Annotated in this window: 23 protein-coding genes; 8 read left to right on the forward strand and 15 right to left on the reverse strand. The window is 65.6% G+C overall.

Annotated features, from left to right (window positions below; translation table 11 throughout):
- The first annotated feature begins 138 nt into the window (after positions 1-138).
- Entirely contained in the window at positions 139-369 is a 231-nt protein-coding gene (locus ACTIGC_RS04080; RefSeq protein WP_439633191.1) for a DUF2093 domain-containing protein, read from the forward strand.
- Positions 366-1,175 (forward strand): peptidoglycan DD-metalloendopeptidase family protein, encoded by an 810-nt coding sequence (locus tag ACTIGC_RS04085; RefSeq protein WP_439633192.1) that lies wholly within the window; start codon positions 366-368, stop codon positions 1,173-1,175. The genes ACTIGC_RS04080 and ACTIGC_RS04085 overlap by 4 nt, the downstream gene beginning before the upstream one ends.
- On the opposite strand, the gene ACTIGC_RS04090 is transcribed toward ACTIGC_RS04085, so the two are convergent.
- From ACTIGC_RS04090 to ACTIGC_RS04105, 4 genes are read right to left on the reverse strand one after another with little or no spacing between them, the layout of a single operon-like run.
- Entirely contained in the window at positions 1,154-2,062 is a 909-nt protein-coding gene (locus ACTIGC_RS04090) for a lysophospholipid acyltransferase family protein (RefSeq protein WP_439633193.1), read from the reverse strand. The genes ACTIGC_RS04085 and ACTIGC_RS04090 overlap by 22 nt on opposite strands.
- Positions 2,062-3,069, reverse strand: coding sequence for a tetraacyldisaccharide 4'-kinase (gene lpxK / locus ACTIGC_RS04095; protein ID WP_439633194.1), 1,008 nt, complete (start codon positions 3,067-3,069; stop codon positions 2,062-2,064). The genes ACTIGC_RS04090 and lpxK overlap by 1 nt, the downstream gene beginning before the upstream one ends.
- Entirely contained in the window at positions 3,069-4,358 is a 1,290-nt protein-coding gene (locus ACTIGC_RS04100) for a 3-deoxy-D-manno-octulosonic acid transferase (RefSeq protein WP_439633195.1), read from the reverse strand. The genes lpxK and ACTIGC_RS04100 overlap by 1 nt, the downstream gene beginning before the upstream one ends.
- Positions 4,355-5,137, reverse strand: coding sequence for a lysophospholipid acyltransferase family protein (locus ACTIGC_RS04105; RefSeq protein ID WP_439633196.1), 783 nt, complete (start codon positions 5,135-5,137; stop codon positions 4,355-4,357). The genes ACTIGC_RS04100 and ACTIGC_RS04105 overlap by 4 nt, the downstream gene beginning before the upstream one ends.
- A 46-nt stretch (positions 5,138-5,183) precedes the next feature.
- Between ACTIGC_RS04105 and ACTIGC_RS04110 the strand changes: the two genes are divergently transcribed.
- A complete protein-coding gene (locus ACTIGC_RS04110; RefSeq protein ID WP_439633197.1) occupies positions 5,184-5,846 on the forward strand; it encodes a fused DSP-PTPase phosphatase/NAD kinase-like protein in 663 nt (220 codons plus the stop codon).
- Between the two features lie 67 nt (positions 5,847-5,913).
- Positions 5,914-6,306 carry a hypothetical protein gene (locus tag ACTIGC_RS04115; RefSeq protein WP_439633198.1) on the forward strand — a complete coding sequence of 131 codons (393 nt, stop codon included), beginning with the start codon at positions 5,914-5,916 and terminating at the stop codon, positions 6,304-6,306.
- Here ACTIGC_RS04115 and ACTIGC_RS04120 read toward each other — a convergent pair.
- From ACTIGC_RS04120 to ACTIGC_RS04160, 9 genes are all read right to left on the reverse strand, one after another.
- Entirely contained in the window at positions 6,294-8,081 is a 1,788-nt protein-coding gene (locus ACTIGC_RS04120; protein ID WP_439633344.1) for an ABC transporter ATP-binding protein, read from the reverse strand. The two genes, ACTIGC_RS04115 and ACTIGC_RS04120, sit on opposite strands and share 13 nt — an antisense overlap.
- Positions 8,082-8,093: 12 nt before the next feature.
- Positions 8,094-8,333 (reverse strand): DUF4170 domain-containing protein, encoded by a 240-nt coding sequence (locus ACTIGC_RS04125; protein ID WP_439633199.1) that lies wholly within the window; start codon positions 8,331-8,333, stop codon positions 8,094-8,096.
- Positions 8,330-9,115, reverse strand: a complete 786-nt coding sequence (locus tag ACTIGC_RS04130; RefSeq protein ID WP_439633200.1) for a 3'(2'),5'-bisphosphate nucleotidase CysQ — start codon at positions 9,113-9,115, stop codon at positions 8,330-8,332. The genes ACTIGC_RS04125 and ACTIGC_RS04130 overlap by 4 nt, the downstream gene beginning before the upstream one ends.
- Positions 9,102-10,487: a TldD/PmbA family protein gene (locus tag ACTIGC_RS04135; protein WP_439633201.1), complete on the reverse strand. Its 1,386-nt coding sequence runs from the start codon at positions 10,485-10,487 to the stop codon at positions 9,102-9,104. Before ACTIGC_RS04135 ends, ACTIGC_RS04130 begins: the two co-directional genes overlap by 14 nt.
- A gap of 52 nt (positions 10,488-10,539) precedes the next feature.
- Positions 10,540-10,932, reverse strand: a complete 393-nt coding sequence (locus ACTIGC_RS04140; RefSeq protein WP_439633202.1) for an MAPEG family protein — start codon at positions 10,930-10,932, stop codon at positions 10,540-10,542.
- A 76-nt stretch (positions 10,933-11,008) separates the two neighbouring features.
- Positions 11,009-11,332: a hypothetical protein gene (locus ACTIGC_RS04145; protein WP_439633203.1), complete on the reverse strand. Its 324-nt coding sequence runs from the start codon at positions 11,330-11,332 to the stop codon at positions 11,009-11,011.
- On the reverse strand, positions 11,329-11,988 hold the full coding sequence (locus ACTIGC_RS04150; RefSeq protein ID WP_439633204.1) for a DsbA family oxidoreductase: 660 nt from the start codon (positions 11,986-11,988) through the stop codon (positions 11,329-11,331). The genes ACTIGC_RS04145 and ACTIGC_RS04150 overlap by 4 nt, the downstream gene beginning before the upstream one ends.
- A gap of 11 nt (positions 11,989-11,999) precedes the next feature.
- Positions 12,000-13,358, reverse strand: a complete 1,359-nt coding sequence (locus tag ACTIGC_RS04155; RefSeq protein WP_439633205.1) for a dicarboxylate/amino acid:cation symporter — start codon at positions 13,356-13,358, stop codon at positions 12,000-12,002.
- A 58-nt stretch (positions 13,359-13,416) separates the two neighbouring features.
- Positions 13,417-13,731, reverse strand: coding sequence for a hypothetical protein (locus tag ACTIGC_RS04160; protein WP_439633206.1), 315 nt, complete (start codon positions 13,729-13,731; stop codon positions 13,417-13,419).
- Positions 13,732-14,001: 270 nt separating this feature from the next.
- On the opposite strand from ACTIGC_RS04160, the gene mnmA reads away from it, so the two are divergent.
- From mnmA to ACTIGC_RS04180, 4 genes are all read left to right on the forward strand, one after another.
- Positions 14,002-15,159, forward strand: coding sequence for a tRNA 2-thiouridine(34) synthase MnmA (mnmA, locus tag ACTIGC_RS04165; RefSeq protein ID WP_439633345.1), 1,158 nt, complete (start codon positions 14,002-14,004; stop codon positions 15,157-15,159).
- Entirely contained in the window at positions 15,156-15,494 is a 339-nt protein-coding gene (locus ACTIGC_RS04170) for a DUF1801 domain-containing protein (protein WP_439633207.1), read from the forward strand. The genes mnmA and ACTIGC_RS04170 overlap by 4 nt, the downstream gene beginning before the upstream one ends.
- Before the next feature lie 105 nt (positions 15,495-15,599).
- Positions 15,600-16,784, forward strand: coding sequence for a thiolase family protein (locus ACTIGC_RS04175; protein WP_439633208.1), 1,185 nt, complete (start codon positions 15,600-15,602; stop codon positions 16,782-16,784).
- 173 nt (positions 16,785-16,957) lie between these two features.
- A complete protein-coding gene (locus ACTIGC_RS04180) occupies positions 16,958-17,419 on the forward strand; it encodes a RidA family protein (RefSeq protein WP_439633209.1) in 462 nt (153 codons plus the stop codon).
- A gap of 116 nt (positions 17,420-17,535) precedes the next feature.
- Here ACTIGC_RS04180 and ACTIGC_RS04185 read toward each other — a convergent pair whose 3' ends face one another.
- Positions 17,536-18,873, reverse strand: coding sequence for a dihydroorotase (locus ACTIGC_RS04185; protein WP_439633210.1), 1,338 nt, complete (start codon positions 18,871-18,873; stop codon positions 17,536-17,538).
- Positions 18,870-19,829: a glycosyltransferase family 9 protein gene (locus ACTIGC_RS04190; RefSeq protein WP_439633211.1), complete on the reverse strand. Its 960-nt coding sequence runs from the start codon at positions 19,827-19,829 to the stop codon at positions 18,870-18,872. Before ACTIGC_RS04190 ends, ACTIGC_RS04185 begins: the two co-directional genes overlap by 4 nt.
- Position 19,830 lies beyond the last annotated feature (1 nt).

The following is a 19,830-nucleotide window of genomic DNA, read 5'->3' on the forward strand; positions in this document are numbered from 1 at the left end:
TCCTGCGAGGAGGATAGGAGGGATAAGGTCGCCGTTATCAGATGGCGTTGCTGCCGGTGCGGTCAAGGCGCTGTCTCGCACTTTGATGCAGCGCAGCGCCCGTGATAGAAAGCGGCAGAACACAATCCGGGAGTGCACATGAACCGCTTCGAGCGCGATTTTACAGGCGAAGCCAAGCTGGAATATGGCGATGCCGACTTCATGATACTGGAGCCGGGCGCTTATGTGCTGTGCGCCGTCACAGGCGAGAAAATCCCGCTCAACCAGCTGCGCTACTGGAGCTCTGAGCTTCAGGAAGCCTTCAAGGATGCACAGGCCGCGACCAAACGCTGGCTGGAAATCCATTCACAGCCGGGGATGCAGACATGAGCGTGCTTCTTGCGGCTGTGCTGGCGATTGCCAGCCCTGAGCCTGCGATTGCGTGCAGCGGTGAACACCGTCAGGGCGGTGTGCTGGTATGCCGTACTGCGCCCGGTGCCACCGTCATGATCGATGATGTCGAGACCCGCGCCAATGACGAGGGCTGGGTCATTCTCGGCCATGACCGCGACGCGCCCGAAGAGACGCGCCTGCGTGTCCGGATCGACGGGGAATGGGTGTTCGATGCGCGCTATGATGTGGCGCCAGCGGAGTATGACATCCAGCGCATTGAGGGCCTGCCGCCTGCCATGGTCACGCCGCCGCCGGAAGTGCTGGAGCGTATTCGCGCCGAAGGCGTGCGCAAAGGCCAGGCCCATGCCTCACGCTGGGAAGGTGACGGGTTCATGACCGGCTTCATCCAGCCCGCACAGGGGCGCATCTCGAGCCGGTTCGGCGGTCAGCGCATCTATAATGGCGAGCCGCGCACCCCCCATTACGGGGTAGACATCGCCGCGCCGACGGGCACCGAGGTACTGGCACCGGCTGGCGGCATTGTCAGGCTGGCTGACACCGACATGTATTTTGAAGGCGGTCTGATCTTCATCGATCACGGGCAGGGCTTCAACTCGGCCTATCTGCACCTGTCCGAAGTCCTTGTTGAAGAAGGTGATGTGGTCGAGCAGGGCCAGCTGATCGCCCGCGTCGGTTCCACCGGGCGCTCCACCGGCCCCCACCTGTGCTGGCGCATACGCTGGCACGGGCGCAATGTGGACCCGTTCGCGACACTGGATGTTCAGCCGGACGCCTTGCGGTAGATGTCCTTGGGAAAGCGCCGGTGTACCCAGAACCACTGGGCCGGCGTTTCAAGGATGCGCTGCTCGATAAAGCGGTTCACGCCTGTGACCATTTCCAGAATGGCTTGCGTGCGGTCTGCTGCCTGCGGACGCGGTAGTGGCTCGTAGACCTTCACCGTGAAATTCGCGCCATGGCGGCGCACGATCGACATCGGCACCATGGGCGCATCGTATTTGAGCGCCATGCGCGCAGGGCCGGAGGCGGTCATGGCGGGCAGGCCGAAAAACGGCGCCTCGATCCCGTCATTCATCTTCTGGTCGTTCATCAGCGCCACCGAGTGACCGGTCTGCAGCGCCTTGAGCGCTTCCTTGGCGCCCGCCTCGCCCTTGGGCGCGAATATCTCCACGCCATAGGCCGCGCGCTGGTTGACGATGCGCCGGTCGATCAGCGGGTTATTGGCATGGCGGTAGGTCATCCGGCATTTGGGCATGGCGTTTGCCAGCACGGCGGCCAGCACTTCCCAGTTGGCGAAATGCCCGCCGACAAAAACGACCGGATCGCCCTTGCGCGCCAGTTCGTCGATGACGTCGCGTCCCTCAAGGCGGATGCTGTCGCCGGTGACTTTGAGATCCATGCGGTGCAGGTTGGGAAACTCGCCGAGCAGCCGGCCGATATTGTCCCACATGGCGACCAGAAGCGCGTCGATCTCGCGCCGGCCGGCATCAGGAAAGACCAGCTCCATATTGCGCCGGGCGACTTTATGCGGGCTGAGGCGCGGCCCCAGACGCGCGCCCACGGAGGCGCCAAAATCGCTGGCGGCCTCCACGCTCATGGTGCGCATCAGGCTCTGATAGCCGTCCCAGCCCAGCGCTTCGGCGCGCCGCCCCATAGCCTGCAGAATTGACACTATGACGTCCCTGCCTTCGCCGTGATCTGTGCCAGACAATCCCTGATCCGGGCCTCGTCGGCAAATACGGCCTGCACCGGATAGCTTGAGACCTGCTCGCGCCAGTCAGCAGGCAGGCGCACATAATCCTTCTCGGTGGTGACAAGCCGGGCATCCCAACTGTCGGCGAGGTCTGCCAGGCGTTTGAGATCGCTCGCGCTGAAGCGGTGATGGTCGGGAAACTGGATGGCATCGGCCAGGTCGCCGCCTGCAGCCTTGAGGCCATCAAAGAATTTCTGCGGCCGGCCAATGCCGGCAAAGGCCAGCAATCTGCCCTCCGGCACGGAGGCGGACGGAGCGAGCCATGCGCGGAAAACCGGCTTTTCCAGCGTGTCGAGCTTCAGTCGGGCAAGGTCGGGCAGGGTTTCGCTGTCACCCATCATCACAATCACGGCGTCCGCGCGCGCCAGTCCGGCGCTGACGGGCTCACGCAATGGTCCAGCCGGAAAGATGGTGCCCGGCCCCCAGCCGGTCTCGCCATCGACCACGACGAAAGAGAAATCCTTGTGCAGGGTAGGGTTCTGGTGGCCGTCATCCATGACGATGATGCCGGCGCCCTCATTGGCGGCGAGCTGCGCCCCTGCGGGGCGGTCAGCCGAGATGATTGCTGGCGCGGCGCGCGCCAGCAATAGCGGCTCATCGCCCACATCGTCTGCGCTGTGTTGGCCCGCATCGACCCGCACCGGACCTTTCAGACGCCCGCCCCAGCCGCGTGACAGGGCGAACGGGTTCGCGCCCATGTCCTGCAGCATGGCCAGCAGTGTTGCGCTGACGGGCGTCTTGCCGGTGCCGCCAAGGGTCAGATTGCCGACGCAGATCACCGGCACATCCGCCTTGAAGGGCGTTGTGCGTGCAATGCGCGCCGCGCCTGCCGCCGCATAGGCCCAGCCCAGCGGGGAGAGCAGGGCGCGCGTGACGGCACCTGAGGAGCGGCCGGCCTTGTCATTCCAGAAGGCGGGCGGGCGCATCAGCTTTTCTCCGCAGGCGTGTCGAGAAGGGATAGTAGCTTGCGCGTGGTGGTCTCCAGCACATTGCCGGTCAGCGCTGACAGGGCGGCCTGGCCTGCGCTCACGTCTGCGCCCTCACCAGCCCATGTCCGCCGTACGGCTTCGGCCAGCCCGGCGGCGTCCTGCACCGTGGTGACGGCGCCATAGGTTTCGTAGGCGTCGAAAATGTCGGAGAAGCTGTCACGCCATGGACCGGAAATGACCGGGCAGCCCAGCCGTGTCGCTTCGATCGGGTTATGCCCGCCAATGGCGGGTTTCAGACTGCCAGCGATCAGGGCTACGGGCGCCAGTTCAAACCAGAGAGACATCTCGCCCAGCGTGTCTGCCAGCCATACGGGCGTGTCCTGGCCGGGGGCTTCACGCCGCGACCGCAGGGCAAACCCGAGCTGGCGCTGCTCCATGAGGTTCCCGATTGCGCCGGCACGGTCAGGATGGCGCGGCACCAGAATGAGCAGGGCGTCGCGATGACGGGCGAGAAGATGCTGGTGGGCGTCCAGAACGATCTCTTCCTCGCCCGCATGCGTGCTGGCCGCCACCCATAGAGGGCGGCCATTGACGATGGTGCGGGCCGCGGCCAGCTTGTCCCTGGACGGCATGGCGGGGAGGATTTCCAGCTTCAGATTGCCTGCGACGGACAGCTTGCGGCCGAGCAACTGACCAAGCCCGCGCGCGGTGCGCCCGTCTGCGGGGCTGATCCAGTCAAACAGGCCGACCAGCGCCTTGCCGGATCGCTGCCAGCGTTGCCAGCGGCGCAAGGAGGCCTCGTTCATCCGCGCATTGACCAGCGCCAGACGCGCGCCGGAGCGTGCCGTTTCGAGAATGAGGTTCGGCCACAGCTCGCTTTCCACAAACACGGCCACATCCGGCTTCCAGTGCGCGGCGAAACGCCGTGCGGCGCCGGGGGTGTCTGCAGGGATGTACTGATGGATGACGCCGGGCGGTGCTTCGCGTCCGACAAGGGCCGCGGAGGTGACGGTGCCGGAGGTCAGCAGCACGTTGAGGCCGGGACGGGCCGCGATCAGCGCACTGGCAAGGGTAAGCGCAACGCGGCTTTCGCCGACGCTGGCACCATGGATCCAGATAAGGCTGCCTTCAGGCCGGGGCAGGGAGGCACGGCCCAGACGCTCGGCCACGCGGCTTTGATCCTCCTTGCCCTTGGCCGCGCGCGACGACAATAGGGCAGGGGCCAGCGGCGCGGCCAGCCCGGATGCAAGGCGATAGAGGGAGAGGGCAGGGGGCAGGCCGGTCATGCTTTGCGCGCGCCTCCTGGAGGTGCCGGTTCAACCGGCTCGACGCCGCAGGCTAGGTCCGCTTCACGCGTCAGCGCGATCAGCGTCTCCTCCAGCCAGACACGGGCCGCTTCGCGGTCTTCGGCGGTGGGATTTTCCGGCAGCTGGTAGGGCTCGCTCCAGATGATGACGCCGCGCGAAAACGGGAAGGGCAGCACGAAGCGGTCCCAGGAGTTGAACACCTTGCGCCAGCGGATCGACCAGCTGACCGCCAGCAGGGGCGCGCCAGTGGCCTCTGCCAGCCGCAAGGCACCCGGTGTGACGCGCATGCGCGGGCCTTTGGGACCGTCCGGCGTAATGGCCATCACGCCGCCCTCATCAATATGGCGCACCATGGCGCGATAGGCGCTCATCGCGCCCTTGTCGTCATGGGTGCCGTCGCGGCGGCGCTTGCGTGTGGAGCCGCGGATGCCGGCGACCTTATGGTGGGCGGCGGCGCGCGCGATAATGTCGCCATCGACCGAGCGCGAGACCAGGATGGCGGGCTGCTGCGTGCGGGGCGGCCAGAGCGCGATGCTCATCAGCAGACGGCCATGCCAGAAGGCGCCAATGGCGCCGCCGCCGCGCGCGGCGATCTCGCGCATGGCTTCGCTGCGCCGCACGTCCCAGCGCGTCGTGTGCTGGACGAGGGACATATAGCCGCCCATCAGCGCGCCAAGCGCGATCTGGACGGGCGTAAAGCTCAATACGGACCTTGCCATGTCCTGTTGCTGGCCAGAGCGCCGCCTTACGTCAAGCATCAAGTGTTGTTGCGCGCATCGTGCTTAACGCTTAAGTCCGCCCTCCATGAGCGAGAATTTTGATGATCCGGCCGTTCTGGCGCGTGCCCGCAACAGCCTCATGTGGGACGATCATGGCGTGCTGCGCCGGGCCTTCCGCAATCACCGCCATGTTGCCGGGCAGATGTGGCGCGGCAATCAGCCTGACCCGGAGCGCATTGCGTGGCTGGCAGACGAGGGTTTCAAGACCATTTTGAACCTGCGCGGCGTGCAGCCGGGAAAAGCCTATTACGATCTTGAGCACTGGGCCGCGAAGAAGCACGGGATGACCGTGATTGATCTGGGCTGGGGTTCACGCGAGGCGCCCTATGTCGAGCGTATCGAGCGGCTGATCGAGGTCTTCAATACCATCGAGTACCCCGCCTTCATGCACTGCAAGTCCGGCTCTGACCGGGCCGGCATTGTGGCCGTGCTCTACCTCATCCTGCACGAGGGCTGGACGGTCGAAGCGGCGCTGGCACACCTGTCGCTCAAATATGGCCATGTAAAGCAGGGCAAGACCGGCATGCTGGATCATTTCTTCCAGCTTTATGTGGACCGCAACGCGAAAGAGCCCGTCGATTTCCTGACCTGGGTAAGAACCGAGTACGACCGGCAGGCCTGTCATGATGGTTTCATGGCCAGCTGGTGGGGGTCATTTATTACCGAACGCCTGCTCAGGCGGGAATGATACCGTTATCAGGGCCACCGGATATTAACCTTTCCCATGGCAATATCGTTCTCCATTGGGAGGGCATATGGGCCGTCACCACATATCACTGAGCCCCGATCGCTCGATTGTGATTATCGCCGTTTCCGGCGCGCGTGACACCTCAACCTATTCACAAAGCACGCCCGACTTCCTTGAATTTTTCCTGGCCCAGCCTGCCCGCAAGGTGCTGTTTGACACCCGGCTCGCCCACGCCGCGATCGACAGCAGCAAGGCCATGGACCTGGCGGAAGCCTGTGGCCGCCAGATGCCAGCCAGCCGGATTGCCATTGTGGCACGCGAATTTGATTGCGCCTATGCCCGTGTCTGGCGGCGCGGCCTGAGTGCCACCGGCCATGAATCCTTCGTCTTTGAGTCTGTTGCCGAGGCGGATGCGTGGCTGCGCTCGGAAGCCGACGAGGATACGCTCTACGTCGCCTGATCGCCGTCGCGGAACTGGATACGGCATAGCTGGGCATAGAGCCCGCCTCTGGCCACCAGATCATCATGGCGGCCTTCTTCCACCACCCGGCCCTGATCCATCACATAGATCCAGTCTGCATTGCGCACGGTAAAGAGCCGGTGCGCGATGACGAGCGTGGTACGCCCGGCGCTCAGGCGCTCCAGCGCCGCCTGGACCCGCTCTTCCGACTGGGCATCCAGCGCGGATGTCGCTTCATCCAGCAGCAAGATGGGCGCGTCTTTGAGAAGCGCGCGGGCGATGGAGATGCGCTGGCGCTGTCCGCCGGAGAGCAGATTGCCGCGCGGCCCGGCCCGGAATTCGTAAGTGCCGGGCAGGCTCATGATGAAGTCGTGCGCGTCGGCGGCCTTCGCGGCGGCCTCGATGGCGTCCTGACCGGCGTCCAGCGCGCCAAAGCCGATATTGGCGGCGATGGTGTCGTCAAACAGGGTCGTGTCCTGGCTGACAAGGGCCAGCGAGCCACGTACGCTGGCCAGTGTAGCCGTGGCGATGTCCTGCCCGTCAATCTCCACGGTGCCAGACTGCGGATCGAACAGGCGTGCAATGAGATTGAGCACGCTGGTTTTGCCCGAACCGGACGGTCCGACAAGCGCTACCGTTTTGCCCGCTGGTACCTTCAGAGAGACGCCATTGAGGGCCGGGGCTTCGGGGCCATAGGCGAAGCGCACGTCCTTCAGGGCAATTGTGCCACCCTTCAGCTTCAGCGGCTTTGCCCCGGAGCGTTCCACCAGGCGCGGGTCTTCGTCGAGCAGGTTGAAGACGCGCTCCAGCACGCCCATGCCTTCCTGTATGGCACCGGCCAGCGAGCCGAGCGCACGCAAGGCCGGACTGACGATCAGAAGCGCCGCGATCACGCCAAGGAAGCGGCCCACATCGCTGTCGCCTGTCGCCATGCGCCAGCCCGCGACGGCGAAAATGCCCGCCAGCGCGACACCGCCGGCGATCTCCATCAGCGGTTCGATCTTGGAGCGGTCGCGCACCATGGCCTGCAAGAGCTGGAAGCGCTCCTGAAAGGCCGTGCGCGAGCGGCCACGGGCGTAGTTTTCCAGCGAGAAGGTCTTGATGAGGCGCGTGCCGCTCAGGGTTTCTTCCAGAAAGCTCGTCACATTGCCCATCTGGCTCATCACGCTGAGTGAACGCTTGCGGATGATGGCGCCAATGCGCAGCACCGGCGCGCCAGCCAGAGGCAGGATCAGCAGCAGCAATAGGGCCAGCACCCAGTCCAGCCAGATCATCACCGCCACCCCGCCAATCACCTGCAGCGTGTCGCGGGTGAGGTTGTTGGCGGCGCGTACAAGGCTTTCGCGCAAGGTGGTGATGTCATTGGTAAAGCGCGACACCAGCGAGCCAGCGCCCTCGCCCTGCAGGCGGGCAAAGTCGGCGTCCATCAGGCGGGCATACATGGCGGTCTGCAGATCGCGCATCACGCCCAGCGCCAGCCGGTTGGTGGCCAGCGTCTGCCAGTAGAGGCTAAGGCTGCGGATCAGCACCAGTGGCAGCACAATCGCCGGGGCCAGCCAGATGACGCGCGCATCGCGCAGCTCCATCAGCGCGGTCATCTCGCGCACCACGAGCGCATAGCCACTTACCGAGGCGGCCGTGACGGCAGAGAGGAAGAGGCCCAGCAGGAGCAAAGGCCATCTGGGCGCGATCCAGCCGGAAAACAGCCGCGCGGCGAGTGCGAGCGTTCCGGCCGATTGCGGGCCGGAGCGTACCGGAAGGGCGGGATCGCTCAGCGTCCTTGCCTCTTAGCCCTGCGGCCCGCCATTGGCGGGGTCGAGCAGCTTGTGGGCGTGGATGATGAAGAAGCGCATATGGGCGTTGTCGACCGTGTTTTGCGCAGCGGCCTTCCACGCCATGCGCGCACTTTCATAGTCGGGGAATGCGCCGACGAATTCGACGGCACCCAAATCCTTGAACTCGTGAACGTCCGGGCGAACCTCGGTCAACTCGCCGCCGATCACGAGATGGAGAAGCTGCTGGCTCATGGTGATTCCTTTGATCGCAGGGCAAGGCGCTCCAATAGCAAAGCATGGAGCGCCGGGCCAGCGGCGATGGGCGCTGGCTGGCGGTGGCTTTCGTCATCATAGCTGAGCTTCACGCCATCCGGCGAGGAGAGGCGCCCGCCCGCCTCCGTCACGATGAGATGGCCAGCCGCCAGATCCCAGTCATTTTTCGGGCGCACCGCGACCAGCCCATCGGCCTGTCCACTGGCGGTGAGAGCGAGCCTTAGCGCCACAGAATTGATGTGGATGGTCTGAGCTCCGATGGAGCGCAGATCGCCCAGCCGCCCCGCATCGCCCAGCAGCTTTGCTCCGGCGATGGCAGATTGGCGGGAGACCTGCAGGCGTTCGCCGTTACACAGCGCGCCCTCGCCGCGCACGCTGGTATAGAACTCCCCGCGTGCGGGCGCGCAGATCGCGGCGGCTATGGGCTGGCCGTTTTCCACGATAGCCAGCGAGACGCAGAAATCAGTACGACCCTTGATGAAGGCGCGGGTGCCATCAATCGGATCGACGACAAAGATCCGGCCCGACGATCCGGGTTCGGCGCGGCTTTCCTCTGACAGCCAGCCATAATCGGGCCGGGCGTTAAGCAGCGTGTCTTTCAGGAAGGCATCGGCGGCCATGTCTGCCGCGCTGACCGGATCGCCGGGGCGTTTTTCCCAGTGCTTCAGGCGCGAGCCTTCGCCGAAATAGTCCATGACGAGGTGGCCAGCGTCGCGCGCCGCTCCGGCCAGAAGGTCAATATCCGCGCTAGCGCCCGCCAACGGAAAGCGCGTCCACCAGCACGCTGGGGGCGTTGATCCGGCCAGAGAATTCCAGATCACTGCCGGGCTGCAGCCGGGCGAAAATATCCAGCATGTTGCCCGCCACGGTGCTCTCGCTGATTGCGCCGGTGATCTTGCCGTTCTCGATGCGATGCCCTGCTACACCGACCGACCAGTCGCCGGTATTGGAATTGAGCGAGGCGCCAAACATTTCTGTCACCAGCAGGCCATTGCCCGCATCCGCGATGAGTTCGGCGCGCGAGCGCTCGCCCGGTGCAAGGTGCAGATTGGAGACGCTGACCCCCGGAGGGCCGCCTGGATCGGCGCTGGCATGGCCGGTGAGCGGCAGGCCGAGCTGGCGGGCGCTGGCGGCGTTCAGAAGCCAGCCGGTCAGCACGCCATCCTCGATGATGGCGCGCGGGCGCGTGGCGACGCCTTCGCCGTCAAAGGCGCGGCTGCCATGGCCCCAGGGCTTTAGCGGGTCTTCAACGATGTCGATGCCCTCGGCGAAAATCTGCGCGCCATTCTTGTCGCGCAGGAAGGAGGTGCCGCGCGCAATTGACGGCCCGGAGATCGCGCCCAGCAGCGCGCCGAGGAAGCTGGTCGCCACGCGCTCATCAAAGACGACGGGCATTTTGCCGGATTTCATCTTTTCGGCGCCGAGGCGGGCAACGGCACGCTCACCGGCAGAGCGGCCCAGCTCTTCTGCGCTGCGCAAGGCGGCGCGCTGGCGCATGGAATGCTGGTCGTAATCGCGCTCCATCAGCTCGCCCGATTTTGCGATGGCCGCGATCCCGCGTGAAGCCATGGAGCCAAGCTTGGCGCCGGTGAAGCCAGTGGAGGTGACCATGACGGCGGCGCTGGCCGACAGGCTGGCGCCGGAGCTGGCAACCATTGCCACCCCGTCAACGGCGCGCGCGGCCGCTTCCATTTCCAGCGCCTCGGCCTCCAGCGCGCCTGCATCCCAGTCCATATCCTCGTAAAGATCGATATGGGGGATGGTGCGGGCGAGCTGGTCAGGCTCGACAAGGCCGCAATACGGGTCTTCAGGCGCCACGCGCGCCATGGCGATGGCGCGCTCCACTGCAAGGCGCGCGCCCTCGTCGGTAAGGTCTGAAAAGCTGGTGCCCGCCATGCGCTTGCCGATGAAGACGCGCAGGCCCGCGCTGCGCCCTTCAGAGCGCTCCACATCCTCCAGCGCGCCTTCGCGTACCGAGACTTCCAGCGAGCGCGCTTCGCCCAGGATTACTTCGGCGGCATCGGCCCCGGCGGCCATGGCGCGTTTGAGCAGGCTTTCAGCCAGCGGCAGCAGGGTTTCGGTGCTCGGCCCGCTGGCGGGCGATGCGGCGGTGTTTCGGGCTTTATCGGTCATGGTCACCGGCTATAGCGGTGTGCCGCGCGCCGGGCAATCACCCGCCCCGCAATCAGGTCAGCGCGTACCAGAGAATGGCAACACTGCCCGCCAGATAGACCAGAAGCGTGATCAGCGCGCCGCCGAACCGGCCAAAGCTGGTGCCGGAACTGCCTGTCAGGCCGAAGGCGTGCAGCACGCGCGCCAGCGTCAGGGCGATGCCGAGCGCGTGCAGGACGTAGATATGCGCGTCGAGCAGCGCCAGCGTCAGCAGGCCGATCAGCATGCCCGGCACCCACTCGGTCGCGTTGGCATGCACGCGGATGCGCCGGGCGAGGCTTTCATCACCGCCATCGCCAAAGCCGACCTTGCTGCTCCGCCGGCCATCGATGACGTTCCAGGCCAGAGCGAGCAGAATGAGCAGATTGATGCCGATATAGAGACCGGCGACGGCCACTGGTGTCATGGTGATAGTCCTCCCGCGAGGCCGATTGAGCTCAGCCTTTGACGCGCACTATCGGGTGCGCCGCAGCTGTGCGCAATCAGGTTTCCGGATAACAGGAGAGGGCGGTCTCAGCGACGAAGCGGCTGAGCGCGCCCTGGACGCTGGAATTGAGCCCGGCGGCATCCATGCGCGCGCGGACAGGCTGGCCGGTCATGGACTCGATCAGGATCGAGTAGGCCACCGCATCAAAGCGGCGTGCGGCACGCTCTGACAGGCAGGTGCAGGCTTCATCGCCATAGTCGAAACGTTCGCTGCACACGGCAATGAAGCGGGCCTGTTCGGCCCCGTCAGGCGGGGTGCGCGGGCCAGGCGAGCATGCCGCCAGCAGGACAGCGGCCAGAGCGGGGAGCGCGCGCATCATGCGTCTTCCTCAGGTGGCAGGCTGGCAGCCTTGCGTATGGCGTCCGCCAGCACTTCAGGCGCCTCGGCCCCGGAGACGGTGAACGCACCGTTGAAGATGAAGCAGGGCACGCCCGCCACGCCCAGCGAGCGGTAGAACTTCTCCTCGCGCTCCAGCACATCCTTGTCGCGATGGGTGGAGAGAAGGTCGGCCACCACATTGGCATCCAGCCCGATACTCTCTGCTATCGCGGTCAGTTCTGAGGCCGCGCCTATATCGCGCCGCTCCTCGAAATAGGCCTTAAAGAGCGCTTCGGCAGCCTCTGCCCCCTTGCCCTGGCCTTGCGCCCAGCGGATCAGGCGGTGCGCATCCATCGTGTTCGGGCGCATGGGGATTTCATCGAAATTGAAGACGATGCCTGCTTCGGGGCCTGCGGCTTCCAGGTGCTCGCGCATGGCCTTGAAGCGGCCCTGACTGTCTTCGCCGACGCGCTTCCTCATATAGTCCTGATAGGGCAGGCCAGCCTTGGGGATGGAGGCATCCAGCTGGAAGGGGCGCAGCACGGTCTCCACCGGGATTTCCGGCACAAGGGCCTGCGCCGCCTGCCAGTAGCGATGGCCAAGCCAGCACCACGGGCACACCGGATCAAGGACAAGATCGACGTTTACCGAAGCCATGGGCGCTTTTTTCAGTCCTCTTCCTTGCGATGCGTGCTGACGGCGAGAATCCGCGTCGCGGCCAGATCGCCCGTTACATTGACCGATGTGCGTGCCATGTCGAGGAACCTGTCCACGCCCAGCACGAAGACCAGCCCGGCGGGGGGTATGCCGAAGCTGGCGATGAGTCCGGAAAGAATGGCGATGGACACGCCCGGAGCACCCGGCGCGCCGATGGAGGCAGCCACCAGCGTCAGCACGATAATGGCAATTTCGCCCGGTGCCAGCGTGACGCCGGCCACTTGCGCCACGAAGATCACGGCGACGGCCTGATAGAGCGCCGTGCCGGCCATGTTCACGGTGGCGGCCAGCGGGATGACAAAGCTGGCCATGGAGGGTGGTGCGCCGAGCTTTTCTACCGCGATACGGATGGAAAGCGGCATGACAGCGGCGGATGAGGAGGTGGAGAAGGCAAGCAGCTGCGCTTCGCCGACGGCTGACTGGAACTTCAGCGGGTTCATCCGGCCGAGCAAAGCGACCAGCGCCAGATAGAGGATCAGGAGGATGGCCAATCCGATCAGCACCGTGCCCACATAGGCTCCGAGTGCTGCCAGCGACCCCACGCCGAGGCGCGCCAGCAATTGGGCAGTCAGGCCGAACACGGCATAGGGCGTGATATACATCGCCCAGCGCACCACCGTCATCGAGACTTCCAATAGCCCCTCGAACACGCCGAGCAGCGGGTCGAGCCGGGTTTTGTTGGTGGAGCTGACATAGGCGGCGCCGAGGAACAGGCCGAAAATCACGATCGCCAGCATCTCGTTCTGGACGGCGGAGGCGAGGGGGTTGTCCGGCACCAATCCCACGATCAGATCCGGCGCGGTCTGGATGATCTCGCCCAGCCGGTCATTATTGGCGGGAGCCTCTTCTGCCGCATCAACCACCAGCGGCGCATCGCCCGCCACGGCCTCGGCTGTGGCAGAATCGATCAGCGTGCCCGGCGCGATGGTCAGGCCCAGCGTCGCCCCCAGCAGGGCCGCAGCAAGCGTTGTGACACCTACGAATCCGGCAAGGCGCGTGCCCGAGGCGCGCAGGCCCGCAGGGTCGGACGCGCTCGCGGCCAGCCCCAGCACGATGGAGGATAGGACCAGCGGCATCAGCACCATCTTGATGAGGGAAAGGAAGATGCTGCCGGGCAGGGCGAGCCAGCCGCCAATCAGTTCCGCCGTGTCACGCGGGATGAGACCGGCTTCAGGACCCAGCAACAGACCGGCAAGTACGCCCAGCACCAGCCCGGCCATGACCTGTGCCCACAGCCGGGTGCGCATCCAGGATTCCAGCCGGAAGGCGAGCCTGCGGTACTGCGCGCGGCGGCGCATCGTCTCGGTCATGGATCACCCCTTCTTGTTGCAGCGCAAGGTTAAGGGGCCGGTCGCAGGATTTGAAGGGTCAGGCCTTCACGTCCAGCAGCGCGCCAACCATGTCGTCAGCGGCGCGCACGATGGCGCCCGATGCGGCGGCGAGGTTTTGCGCCTGGATCATGTCCACGGCGGCTGCGGCGTAGTCGGGGGAAGGAGTGACGCGCCCGCCGGGTGCGGGTTTTTGAGGGGAATTGCCGGCAGGCGCGCCTGGAGTGTTGACCGCGCGGGAAGAGCGGTCGGGGATGGTCAGGTCACGAACGCCAGACACCCGGTCTGCCGCGCGGTTCATAAGAGCCGTGGCAGAGGCAAAGCCCGAAACACCGGATGCGAATGCAGCGTTCATGAGGAAAGCATGCGCGCCGCGCCGCCGGAAATCCATCGAAACCCGTAATAATCGTAAACGCCATGCTAACGGCGGGGCGCGACGCGGGCATGCCTTCTATTTGCCGCGTCCATGCGCTATATGCCGCCCCTGACACCCATTGCCACCGGCCTTGAACCGGCGGGAAAGGAAAAAGAGATGACGACCCTTATTCAGGCGCGCCCCGCAGGGGGCCTGCGCGACACGCTTTCTGCCAACCCGGCTGCCGATGCGGCGCGTGTCGACGCGCTGATGGCCGAGTTCGGCCTGACCGGCGAGTTTCTGGGGCTGGGCGGTAACCCGCAAGATCACCGTGTTGTGGCGGCCATGTCCGGCGGCGTGGACTCATCCGTCGTCGGGGCCATATTGCACCGTGCGGGCTATCAGGTCGTCGGCATGACGCTGCAGCTCTACGATCATGGCACGGCCATCCACCGCAAGGGCGCGTGCTGCGCCGGGCAGGACATCCATGATGCACGCCGGGTGGCGGAGGCCATGGGCTTTGCGCATTACGTGCTGGACTATGAGAGCCGCTTCCGTGAAGCGGTGATGGAAGACTTCGCCGACACGTATCTGGCGGGCTCCACGCCGATCCCGTGCGTGCGCTGCAACCAGTCTGTGAAATTTGCCGACCTGCTGAGCACCGCGCAGCAACTGGGCGCAGCCGCGCTGGTGACGGGCCATTATATCCGCCGCGAGGACCGCGAAGGCGGGCCGGTGCTGCTGCGCGCCGAAGACCACGGCAAGGACCAGTCCTATTTCCTGTTCGCGACCACGCCTGAGCAGCTGGATTACTTACGCTTCCCGCTGGGGCATCTGACCAAGGACCAGACGCGCGAGCTGGCCCTGGCGATGGGTCTGATCGTGGCCGCCAAGCCTGACAGTCAGGACATCTGCTTTGTGCCCGATGGCGATTACGCCAGCGTGGTCAAACGCCTGCGCCCGGACGCTGCGCGCCCCGGCGAGATCGTCCATGAGGATGGCCGGGTGCTTGGCACCCATGAGGGAGTGATCCACTACACGGTGGGTCAGCGCCGCGGGCTCGGCGTGGCCACCGGCGAGCCGCTCTACGTGATCCGCCTCGATGCTGCCAAGGCGCAGGTCGTTGTCGGCCCGCGCGAGGCGCTGGCCGTGCGCACCATCCAGCTTGCCGATGTGAACTGGATTGGCGATGGCAGCCTTGTCGATGCCGACGGGATGGAGATCGCGGTGAAAGTCCGCTCCACGCGCCCGCCCAGCCCCGCCAGCCTGCATGTGAGTGCAGACGGCGCTGTCAGTGTGACACTGGCCGCGGGCGAGGAAGGTGTGGCCCCCGGTCAGGCGTGTGTCTTCTACAGCGTGGACGAGGAATCGCGCGTGCTGGGCGGGGGCTGGATCACGGCTACCAGGAGCGAGGACAAGGCCGCATGAGCGCCGATGCCTATTTCGATAAGCTGGACCGCGAAAAGGCCACCGCGCCGCTGGCGCGTGAGGTGCGCGGCTGGATCCGGGCGCGTGCGCCGCAACTGACGGAGGCGCTGGCCTGGGGGTATCCCTGCTACTCAGGCGAGGGTCGGATCTGCTCGATCGTGCCGCACAAGGCGCACATCAATCTGCAGTTTTTCCGCGGGGCTGAACTGGCAGGTCATGTGCGCGTGGAAGGCAGTGGAAAGGCCTTGCGTCACGTGAAAATTTACGCGGTTGACGATCTCGATGACGGGCTCGCTACTATATTGGCGGAAGCGGTGGGGCTCGACCGCGCCTGACATTGCACCTGCGAAAAGCCTTGACGCAGCGCGGCGCGGGGCCTTCACATGCGCGCCAGTTTTTAACACGCATACCCCTTTCATCCTGAAACAGGAGAGATAATCATGAGCGCAGACGATCCCATCGTCATTGTGGGCATGGCGCGCACCCCCATGGGCGGGCTGCTGGGCGATCTGGCGGCTATGGCCGCGCCCGAGCTTGGCTCCATCGCCATCAAGGCCGCTCTGGCCGAAGCCGGTGTCGCCGGCGACGACGTCAACATGGTCTTCATGGGCAATGTGCTGAGCGCCGGTCAGGGTCAGGCGCCCGCCCGTCAGGCCGCCATCAAGGCGGGCCTGCCCAAATCGGCTCAGGCCACCACGCTCAACAAGGTGTGCGGCTCGGGCATGCAGGCGGCGATCTATGCCCGCGCGATGATCGCCTCTGGTGAGGCGGACGTGATCGTAGCAGGCGGCATGGAATCCATGACCAACGCGCCGCACCTTCTGCCCACCCACCGCGCGGGCTTCAAGTACGGCCATGACACGCTGAAAGATCACATGGCGCTCGACGGGCTTGAAGATGCCTATGAGCACAAGGCCATGGGCGTCTATGCCGACATGGTGGCGCAGGAATACCAGTTCACCCGCGAAGACCAGGACGCCTACGCCATCGAGACGCTCAAACGTGCGCAGGCCGCCACGAAGGACGGGGTGTTCAAGCGCGAGATTGCCCCCGTCACCATCTCCACCCGCAAGGGCGATGTGACGGTCGAGCATGACGAGCTGCCCGGCAAGGCGCGCCCCGAAAAAATCCCGGAGCTGCGCGCGGCCTTCACCAAGGACGGCACGGTGACAGCCGCCAACGCCTCTGCCATCTCTGATGGCGCGGCGGCTCTGGTGCTGATGCGCCTGTCTGAAGCGGAACGCCGGGGCCTCAAACCCATCGCGAAAATCGTCGCCACGGCGGCGCATGCCCACGAGCCGGCCTACTTCATGACCGCGCCGGTGCCGGCCATGCGCAAGGTGATGGAGCGTGCGGGCTGGGCCACCAAGGACGTAGACCTGTTCGAGATCAACGAGGCGTTTGCCAGCGTGCCGATGATCGCGATGAAGGACTTGGGCCTCTCACACGATGTCATCAACGTAAACGGCGGTGCCTGCGCCCTCGGCCACCCGATCGGCGCCTCTGGTGCGCGCATCCTCGTCACGCTGCTTTCGGCGCTGGAAAAGCACGATCAGAAGCGCGGCGTCGCCTCGCTCTGCATTGGTGGCGGCGAAGCTACCGCCATGGCCGTGGAGCGGTTTTAAGCTGACTTGTCCTCCCCCGTTCACGGGGGAGGTGCCTTCGAAGAAGGCGGAGGGGGGAGCATTCCTGCAATCCCCCCCCCCCCTCGGCCCTTCGGGCCACTCCCCCCGTAAACGGGGGGAGAAACCGTTGGTGCCCCGGCCAAGACAGGCCACTTTTCTTCCAGGAGTTCCCCATGTCCCAGTTCGCAAAGCGCCTCGCAGAGCTTGGTATCACCCTGCCGCAGGCCGTCGCCCCGGTGGCCAATTACGTGCCCTTCGTGCGCTCGGGCAATCTGGTGTTCGTGTCGGGACAGGTCTCGATCGGGCCGGACGGCCTCGTGAAGGGTACGCTGGGGCAGGACATGGATGTGGCCGCAGGCCAGGCGGCTGCGCGCCTGTGCGGGCTCAATCTCATCGCCCAGTTTGCGGCTGCCTGTGAGGGTGATCTCGACCGGGTAAAGCGCGTGGTGCGCCTTGGCGGCTTCGTCGCCGCAGACCCGGCCTTCACCGACATTCCCAAAGTCATCAATGGCTGTTCAGACCTGATGGTGGAAGTGTTTGGCGATGCGGGCCGTCACGCCCGCTCCGCCGTCGCCTGTCCGGTCCTGCCGCTGGGTGCGGCGGTAGAGGTCGATGCGGTAATCGAGCTGGGGTGAGGCTTCTTTCCTCACTGAAATCCCGGCCAAGCGCAGCGCAGAGCCGGGACCTCGTGCAGGATGACCCGGAGAGGGGCCCCGGATCGCTTCGCGTCCGGGGTTTCAGAACGTAAGGTCTAAACCGCCCCCAGCGTCTCCACAAAGCGGGCCGCTTCGCCGGTTGACGGCGTGACCAGCTCATCATCGCGCATCACCGTGCGTCCGCGCACGATTGTGCCCATCGGCCAGCCGGTGACCGTGTCGCCGGTAAAGGGCGACCAGCCGCAGCGTGAGGCCAGCCAGCTTTCCTCGATAGTGCGCACGGCGTGCAGATCGACCAGCGTCAGATCGGCATCGTATCCGGCGGCGATGCGGCCCTTGTTCGCGAGGCCGAACACGCGCTGCGGCCCGTGGCTCGTCAGGTCGACAAAGCGCTCCAGCGTCAGCTTGCCCTTGCTCACATGATCGAGCATGAGCGGCACCAGCGTCTGCACGCCCGGCATGCCCGATGGCGAGGCCGGGTAGGGCTTGGATTTTTCTTCCACCGTATGGGGCGCGTGGTCAGAGCCCAGAATATCGGCAATGCCCTGATCGACGCCGCGCCACAGCCCTTCGCGGTGCTTTGCGTTGCGCACGGGCGGGTTCATCTGCGCGTAGGCGCCCAGGCGCTCATAGCATTCCGGTGCGGCCAGGGTCAGGTGCTGGGGCGTCACCTCCACGCTGGCAATATCCTTGTGGTGCTGGAGATAGTCGATCTCGTCAGCAGTGGAGATGTGCAGCACGTGGATGCGCTTGCCCGCCTCACGCGCGAGGCGCACCAGGCGCTGCGTGCTCTGCATGGCGGCGATGTCGTCGCGCACCTCCACATGGCTCGTCCAGTCGCCATGGCGGGCCAGCGCGCGCCGGTCAGCCAGGCGGAATTCATCCTCGGAGTGGAAGGCCGCGCGCCGCTCGATCACGTTCAGCACGGCTGCCACGCCCTCATCGGTATCGACCAGCAGATCGCCGGTGGACGCGCCCATGAACACTTTCACGCCGCAGCACCCGGCCATCAGCTCCATCTCGCGAAGCAGGTGGACGTTTTCCTTGGTCGCGCCCGCATAGAAGGCAAAATCGGTGTGCATGCGGTGTGTACCGCGCTTCACCTTGTCGGCCATCAGCTCCGGCGTGGTCGTCGCCGGATTGGTGTTGGGCATTTCAAAGACGCACACCACGCCTCCAAGAGCCGCAGCCCGGCTGCCGCTTTCAAGGTCTTCCTTCCATTCCAGGCCCGGCTCGCGGAAATGGACCTGCGTATCGATCACGCCGGGCAGGACATGCAGCCCCTTGGCATCGATCACTTCGCCCGCGCTGGCGGCGGAGAGATCGCCCATGGCGGCAAAGCGGCCATCGCGAATGCCAATATCGGCCTTCATGCGCCCGGCATGGCTGACGATTGTGCCGCCCTTGATGAGGGTGTCGAATGTCTCGCTCATGCTGCGCTCTCCTGTCTGATCAGATTGTCCGCCGCTGCCAGTACCGGCGCAAGCTCCAGATCGGCCAGCAGGCCGGTCTCAGACGTTTTCAGCCGGTCGCGCGTGCGCTCATCGGCCTGATCGCCCGCGCGTACGGTGGCGGTTCTGCGGCCCCACGGACCATAGATGCGTTCATCGGTCGGCCCGAACAGGCCAAGCGTCGGCGTGCCGGCGGCCGCCGCCATGTGCATCAGCCCGCTATCATTGCCAACAAACAGCGCCGCTTGTGACAGGCAGGCCCCGGTTTCAACCAGATCCAGCTGGCCGGTAAAATCGTGTGTGCGCTCAGGGTCCAGCTGCGAGGTGACGGCGCGCGCGGTGGCTTCATCGCCCGGTCCACCGAAAATGGCGACATGCGCCCCCGCCAGCGCGCCATCGGGACCCGTGAGGGCCAGGGCCAGCCCGGCAAAGCGCTCCGGCGCCCATTCCTTGAAGCGCGCAGCGGCGGCAGGCGCGAGTGCCAGCACCGGCGCATCGGGCATCAGGGCGCGAGCACGCGCGCGCGCCAGATCATCCAGCCAGAGCACGGGCGAGGGCGCGGGCGATATGCCCAGAAAGGCTGCCGCCTCCTCGACCCGGTGAACCGGCGTGCCGTCGCCCGGCCAGTTGCGCTTCACATGGCGCTTGCCCGCCAGCAGGAACCAGCTCGTCGCGCTCTCGCGCAGATCGATCACGATGTCCCAGCGATGCGTGACGGTGCTAAGCCACAGATCGAACCAGTGGCCGCCACCCTTTTTCTTGGTCATCACGATGACGCGCTCCAGCCCCGGCACGGCGCGGAACAGCGGCGCAGCCAGCGGTCCGCAGGCAATCGTCACGCGCGGATCAGGATGGGTGCGCAGCACATGGTCCAGCAGGCCGCTGGAGAGGATCGCGTCGCCAATGCGCGTCGCTGTGATGAAGAGAATTCGCGTCATG

This window comes from Glycocaulis sp. (genome assembly GCF_051859565.1).
Taxonomy (GTDB): Bacteria; Pseudomonadota; Alphaproteobacteria; order Caulobacterales; family Maricaulaceae; genus Glycocaulis.

What these genes read in the sequence shown, in the direction of transcription:
- ACTIGC_RS04080 (WP_439633191.1), top strand. Translation starts at nt 139, where the DNA reads ATGAACCGCTTCGAGCGCGATTTTACAGGCGAAGCCAAGCTGGAATAT.
- ACTIGC_RS04085 (WP_439633192.1), top strand. Translation starts at nt 366, where the DNA reads ATGAGCGTGCTTCTTGCGGCTGTGCTGGCGATTGCCAGCCCTGAGCCT.
- lpxK (WP_439633194.1), bottom strand. Translation starts at nt 3,069, where the DNA reads ATGCGCCCGCCCGCCTTCTGGAATGACAAGGCCGGCCGCTCCTCAGGT.
- ACTIGC_RS04100 (WP_439633195.1), bottom strand. Translation starts at nt 4,358, where the DNA reads ATGACCGGCCTGCCCCCTGCCCTCTCCCTCTATCGCCTTGCATCCGGG.
- ACTIGC_RS04105 (WP_439633196.1), bottom strand. Translation starts at nt 5,137, where the DNA reads ATGCTTGACGTAAGGCGGCGCTCTGGCCAGCAACAGGACATGGCAAGG.
- ACTIGC_RS04110 (WP_439633197.1), top strand. Translation starts at nt 5,184, where the DNA reads ATGAGCGAGAATTTTGATGATCCGGCCGTTCTGGCGCGTGCCCGCAAC.
- ACTIGC_RS04115 (WP_439633198.1), top strand. Translation starts at nt 5,914, where the DNA reads ATGGGCCGTCACCACATATCACTGAGCCCCGATCGCTCGATTGTGATT.
- ACTIGC_RS04125 (WP_439633199.1), bottom strand. Translation starts at nt 8,333, where the DNA reads ATGAGCCAGCAGCTTCTCCATCTCGTGATCGGCGGCGAGTTGACCGAG.
- ACTIGC_RS04135 (WP_439633201.1), bottom strand. Translation starts at nt 10,487, where the DNA reads ATGACCGATAAAGCCCGAAACACCGCCGCATCGCCCGCCAGCGGGCCG.
- ACTIGC_RS04140 (WP_439633202.1), bottom strand. Translation starts at nt 10,932, where the DNA reads ATGACACCAGTGGCCGTCGCCGGTCTCTATATCGGCATCAATCTGCTC.
- ACTIGC_RS04145 (WP_439633203.1), bottom strand. Translation starts at nt 11,332, where the DNA reads ATGATGCGCGCGCTCCCCGCTCTGGCCGCTGTCCTGCTGGCGGCATGC.
- ACTIGC_RS04150 (WP_439633204.1), bottom strand. Translation starts at nt 11,988, where the DNA reads ATGGCTTCGGTAAACGTCGATCTTGTCCTTGATCCGGTGTGCCCGTGG.
- ACTIGC_RS04155 (WP_439633205.1), bottom strand. Translation starts at nt 13,358, where the DNA reads ATGACCGAGACGATGCGCCGCCGCGCGCAGTACCGCAGGCTCGCCTTC.
- ACTIGC_RS04160 (WP_439633206.1), bottom strand. Translation starts at nt 13,731, where the DNA reads ATGAACGCTGCATTCGCATCCGGTGTTTCGGGCTTTGCCTCTGCCACG.
- mnmA (WP_439633345.1), top strand. Translation starts at nt 14,002, where the DNA reads ATGGCCGAGTTCGGCCTGACCGGCGAGTTTCTGGGGCTGGGCGGTAAC.
- ACTIGC_RS04170 (WP_439633207.1), top strand. Translation starts at nt 15,156, where the DNA reads ATGAGCGCCGATGCCTATTTCGATAAGCTGGACCGCGAAAAGGCCACC.
- ACTIGC_RS04175 (WP_439633208.1), top strand. Translation starts at nt 15,600, where the DNA reads ATGAGCGCAGACGATCCCATCGTCATTGTGGGCATGGCGCGCACCCCC.
- ACTIGC_RS04180 (WP_439633209.1), top strand. Translation starts at nt 16,958, where the DNA reads ATGTCCCAGTTCGCAAAGCGCCTCGCAGAGCTTGGTATCACCCTGCCG.
- ACTIGC_RS04185 (WP_439633210.1), bottom strand. Translation starts at nt 18,873, where the DNA reads ATGAGCGAGACATTCGACACCCTCATCAAGGGCGGCACAATCGTCAGC.
- ACTIGC_RS04190 (WP_439633211.1), bottom strand. Translation starts at nt 19,829, where the DNA reads ATGACGCGAATTCTCTTCATCACAGCGACGCGCATTGGCGACGCGATC.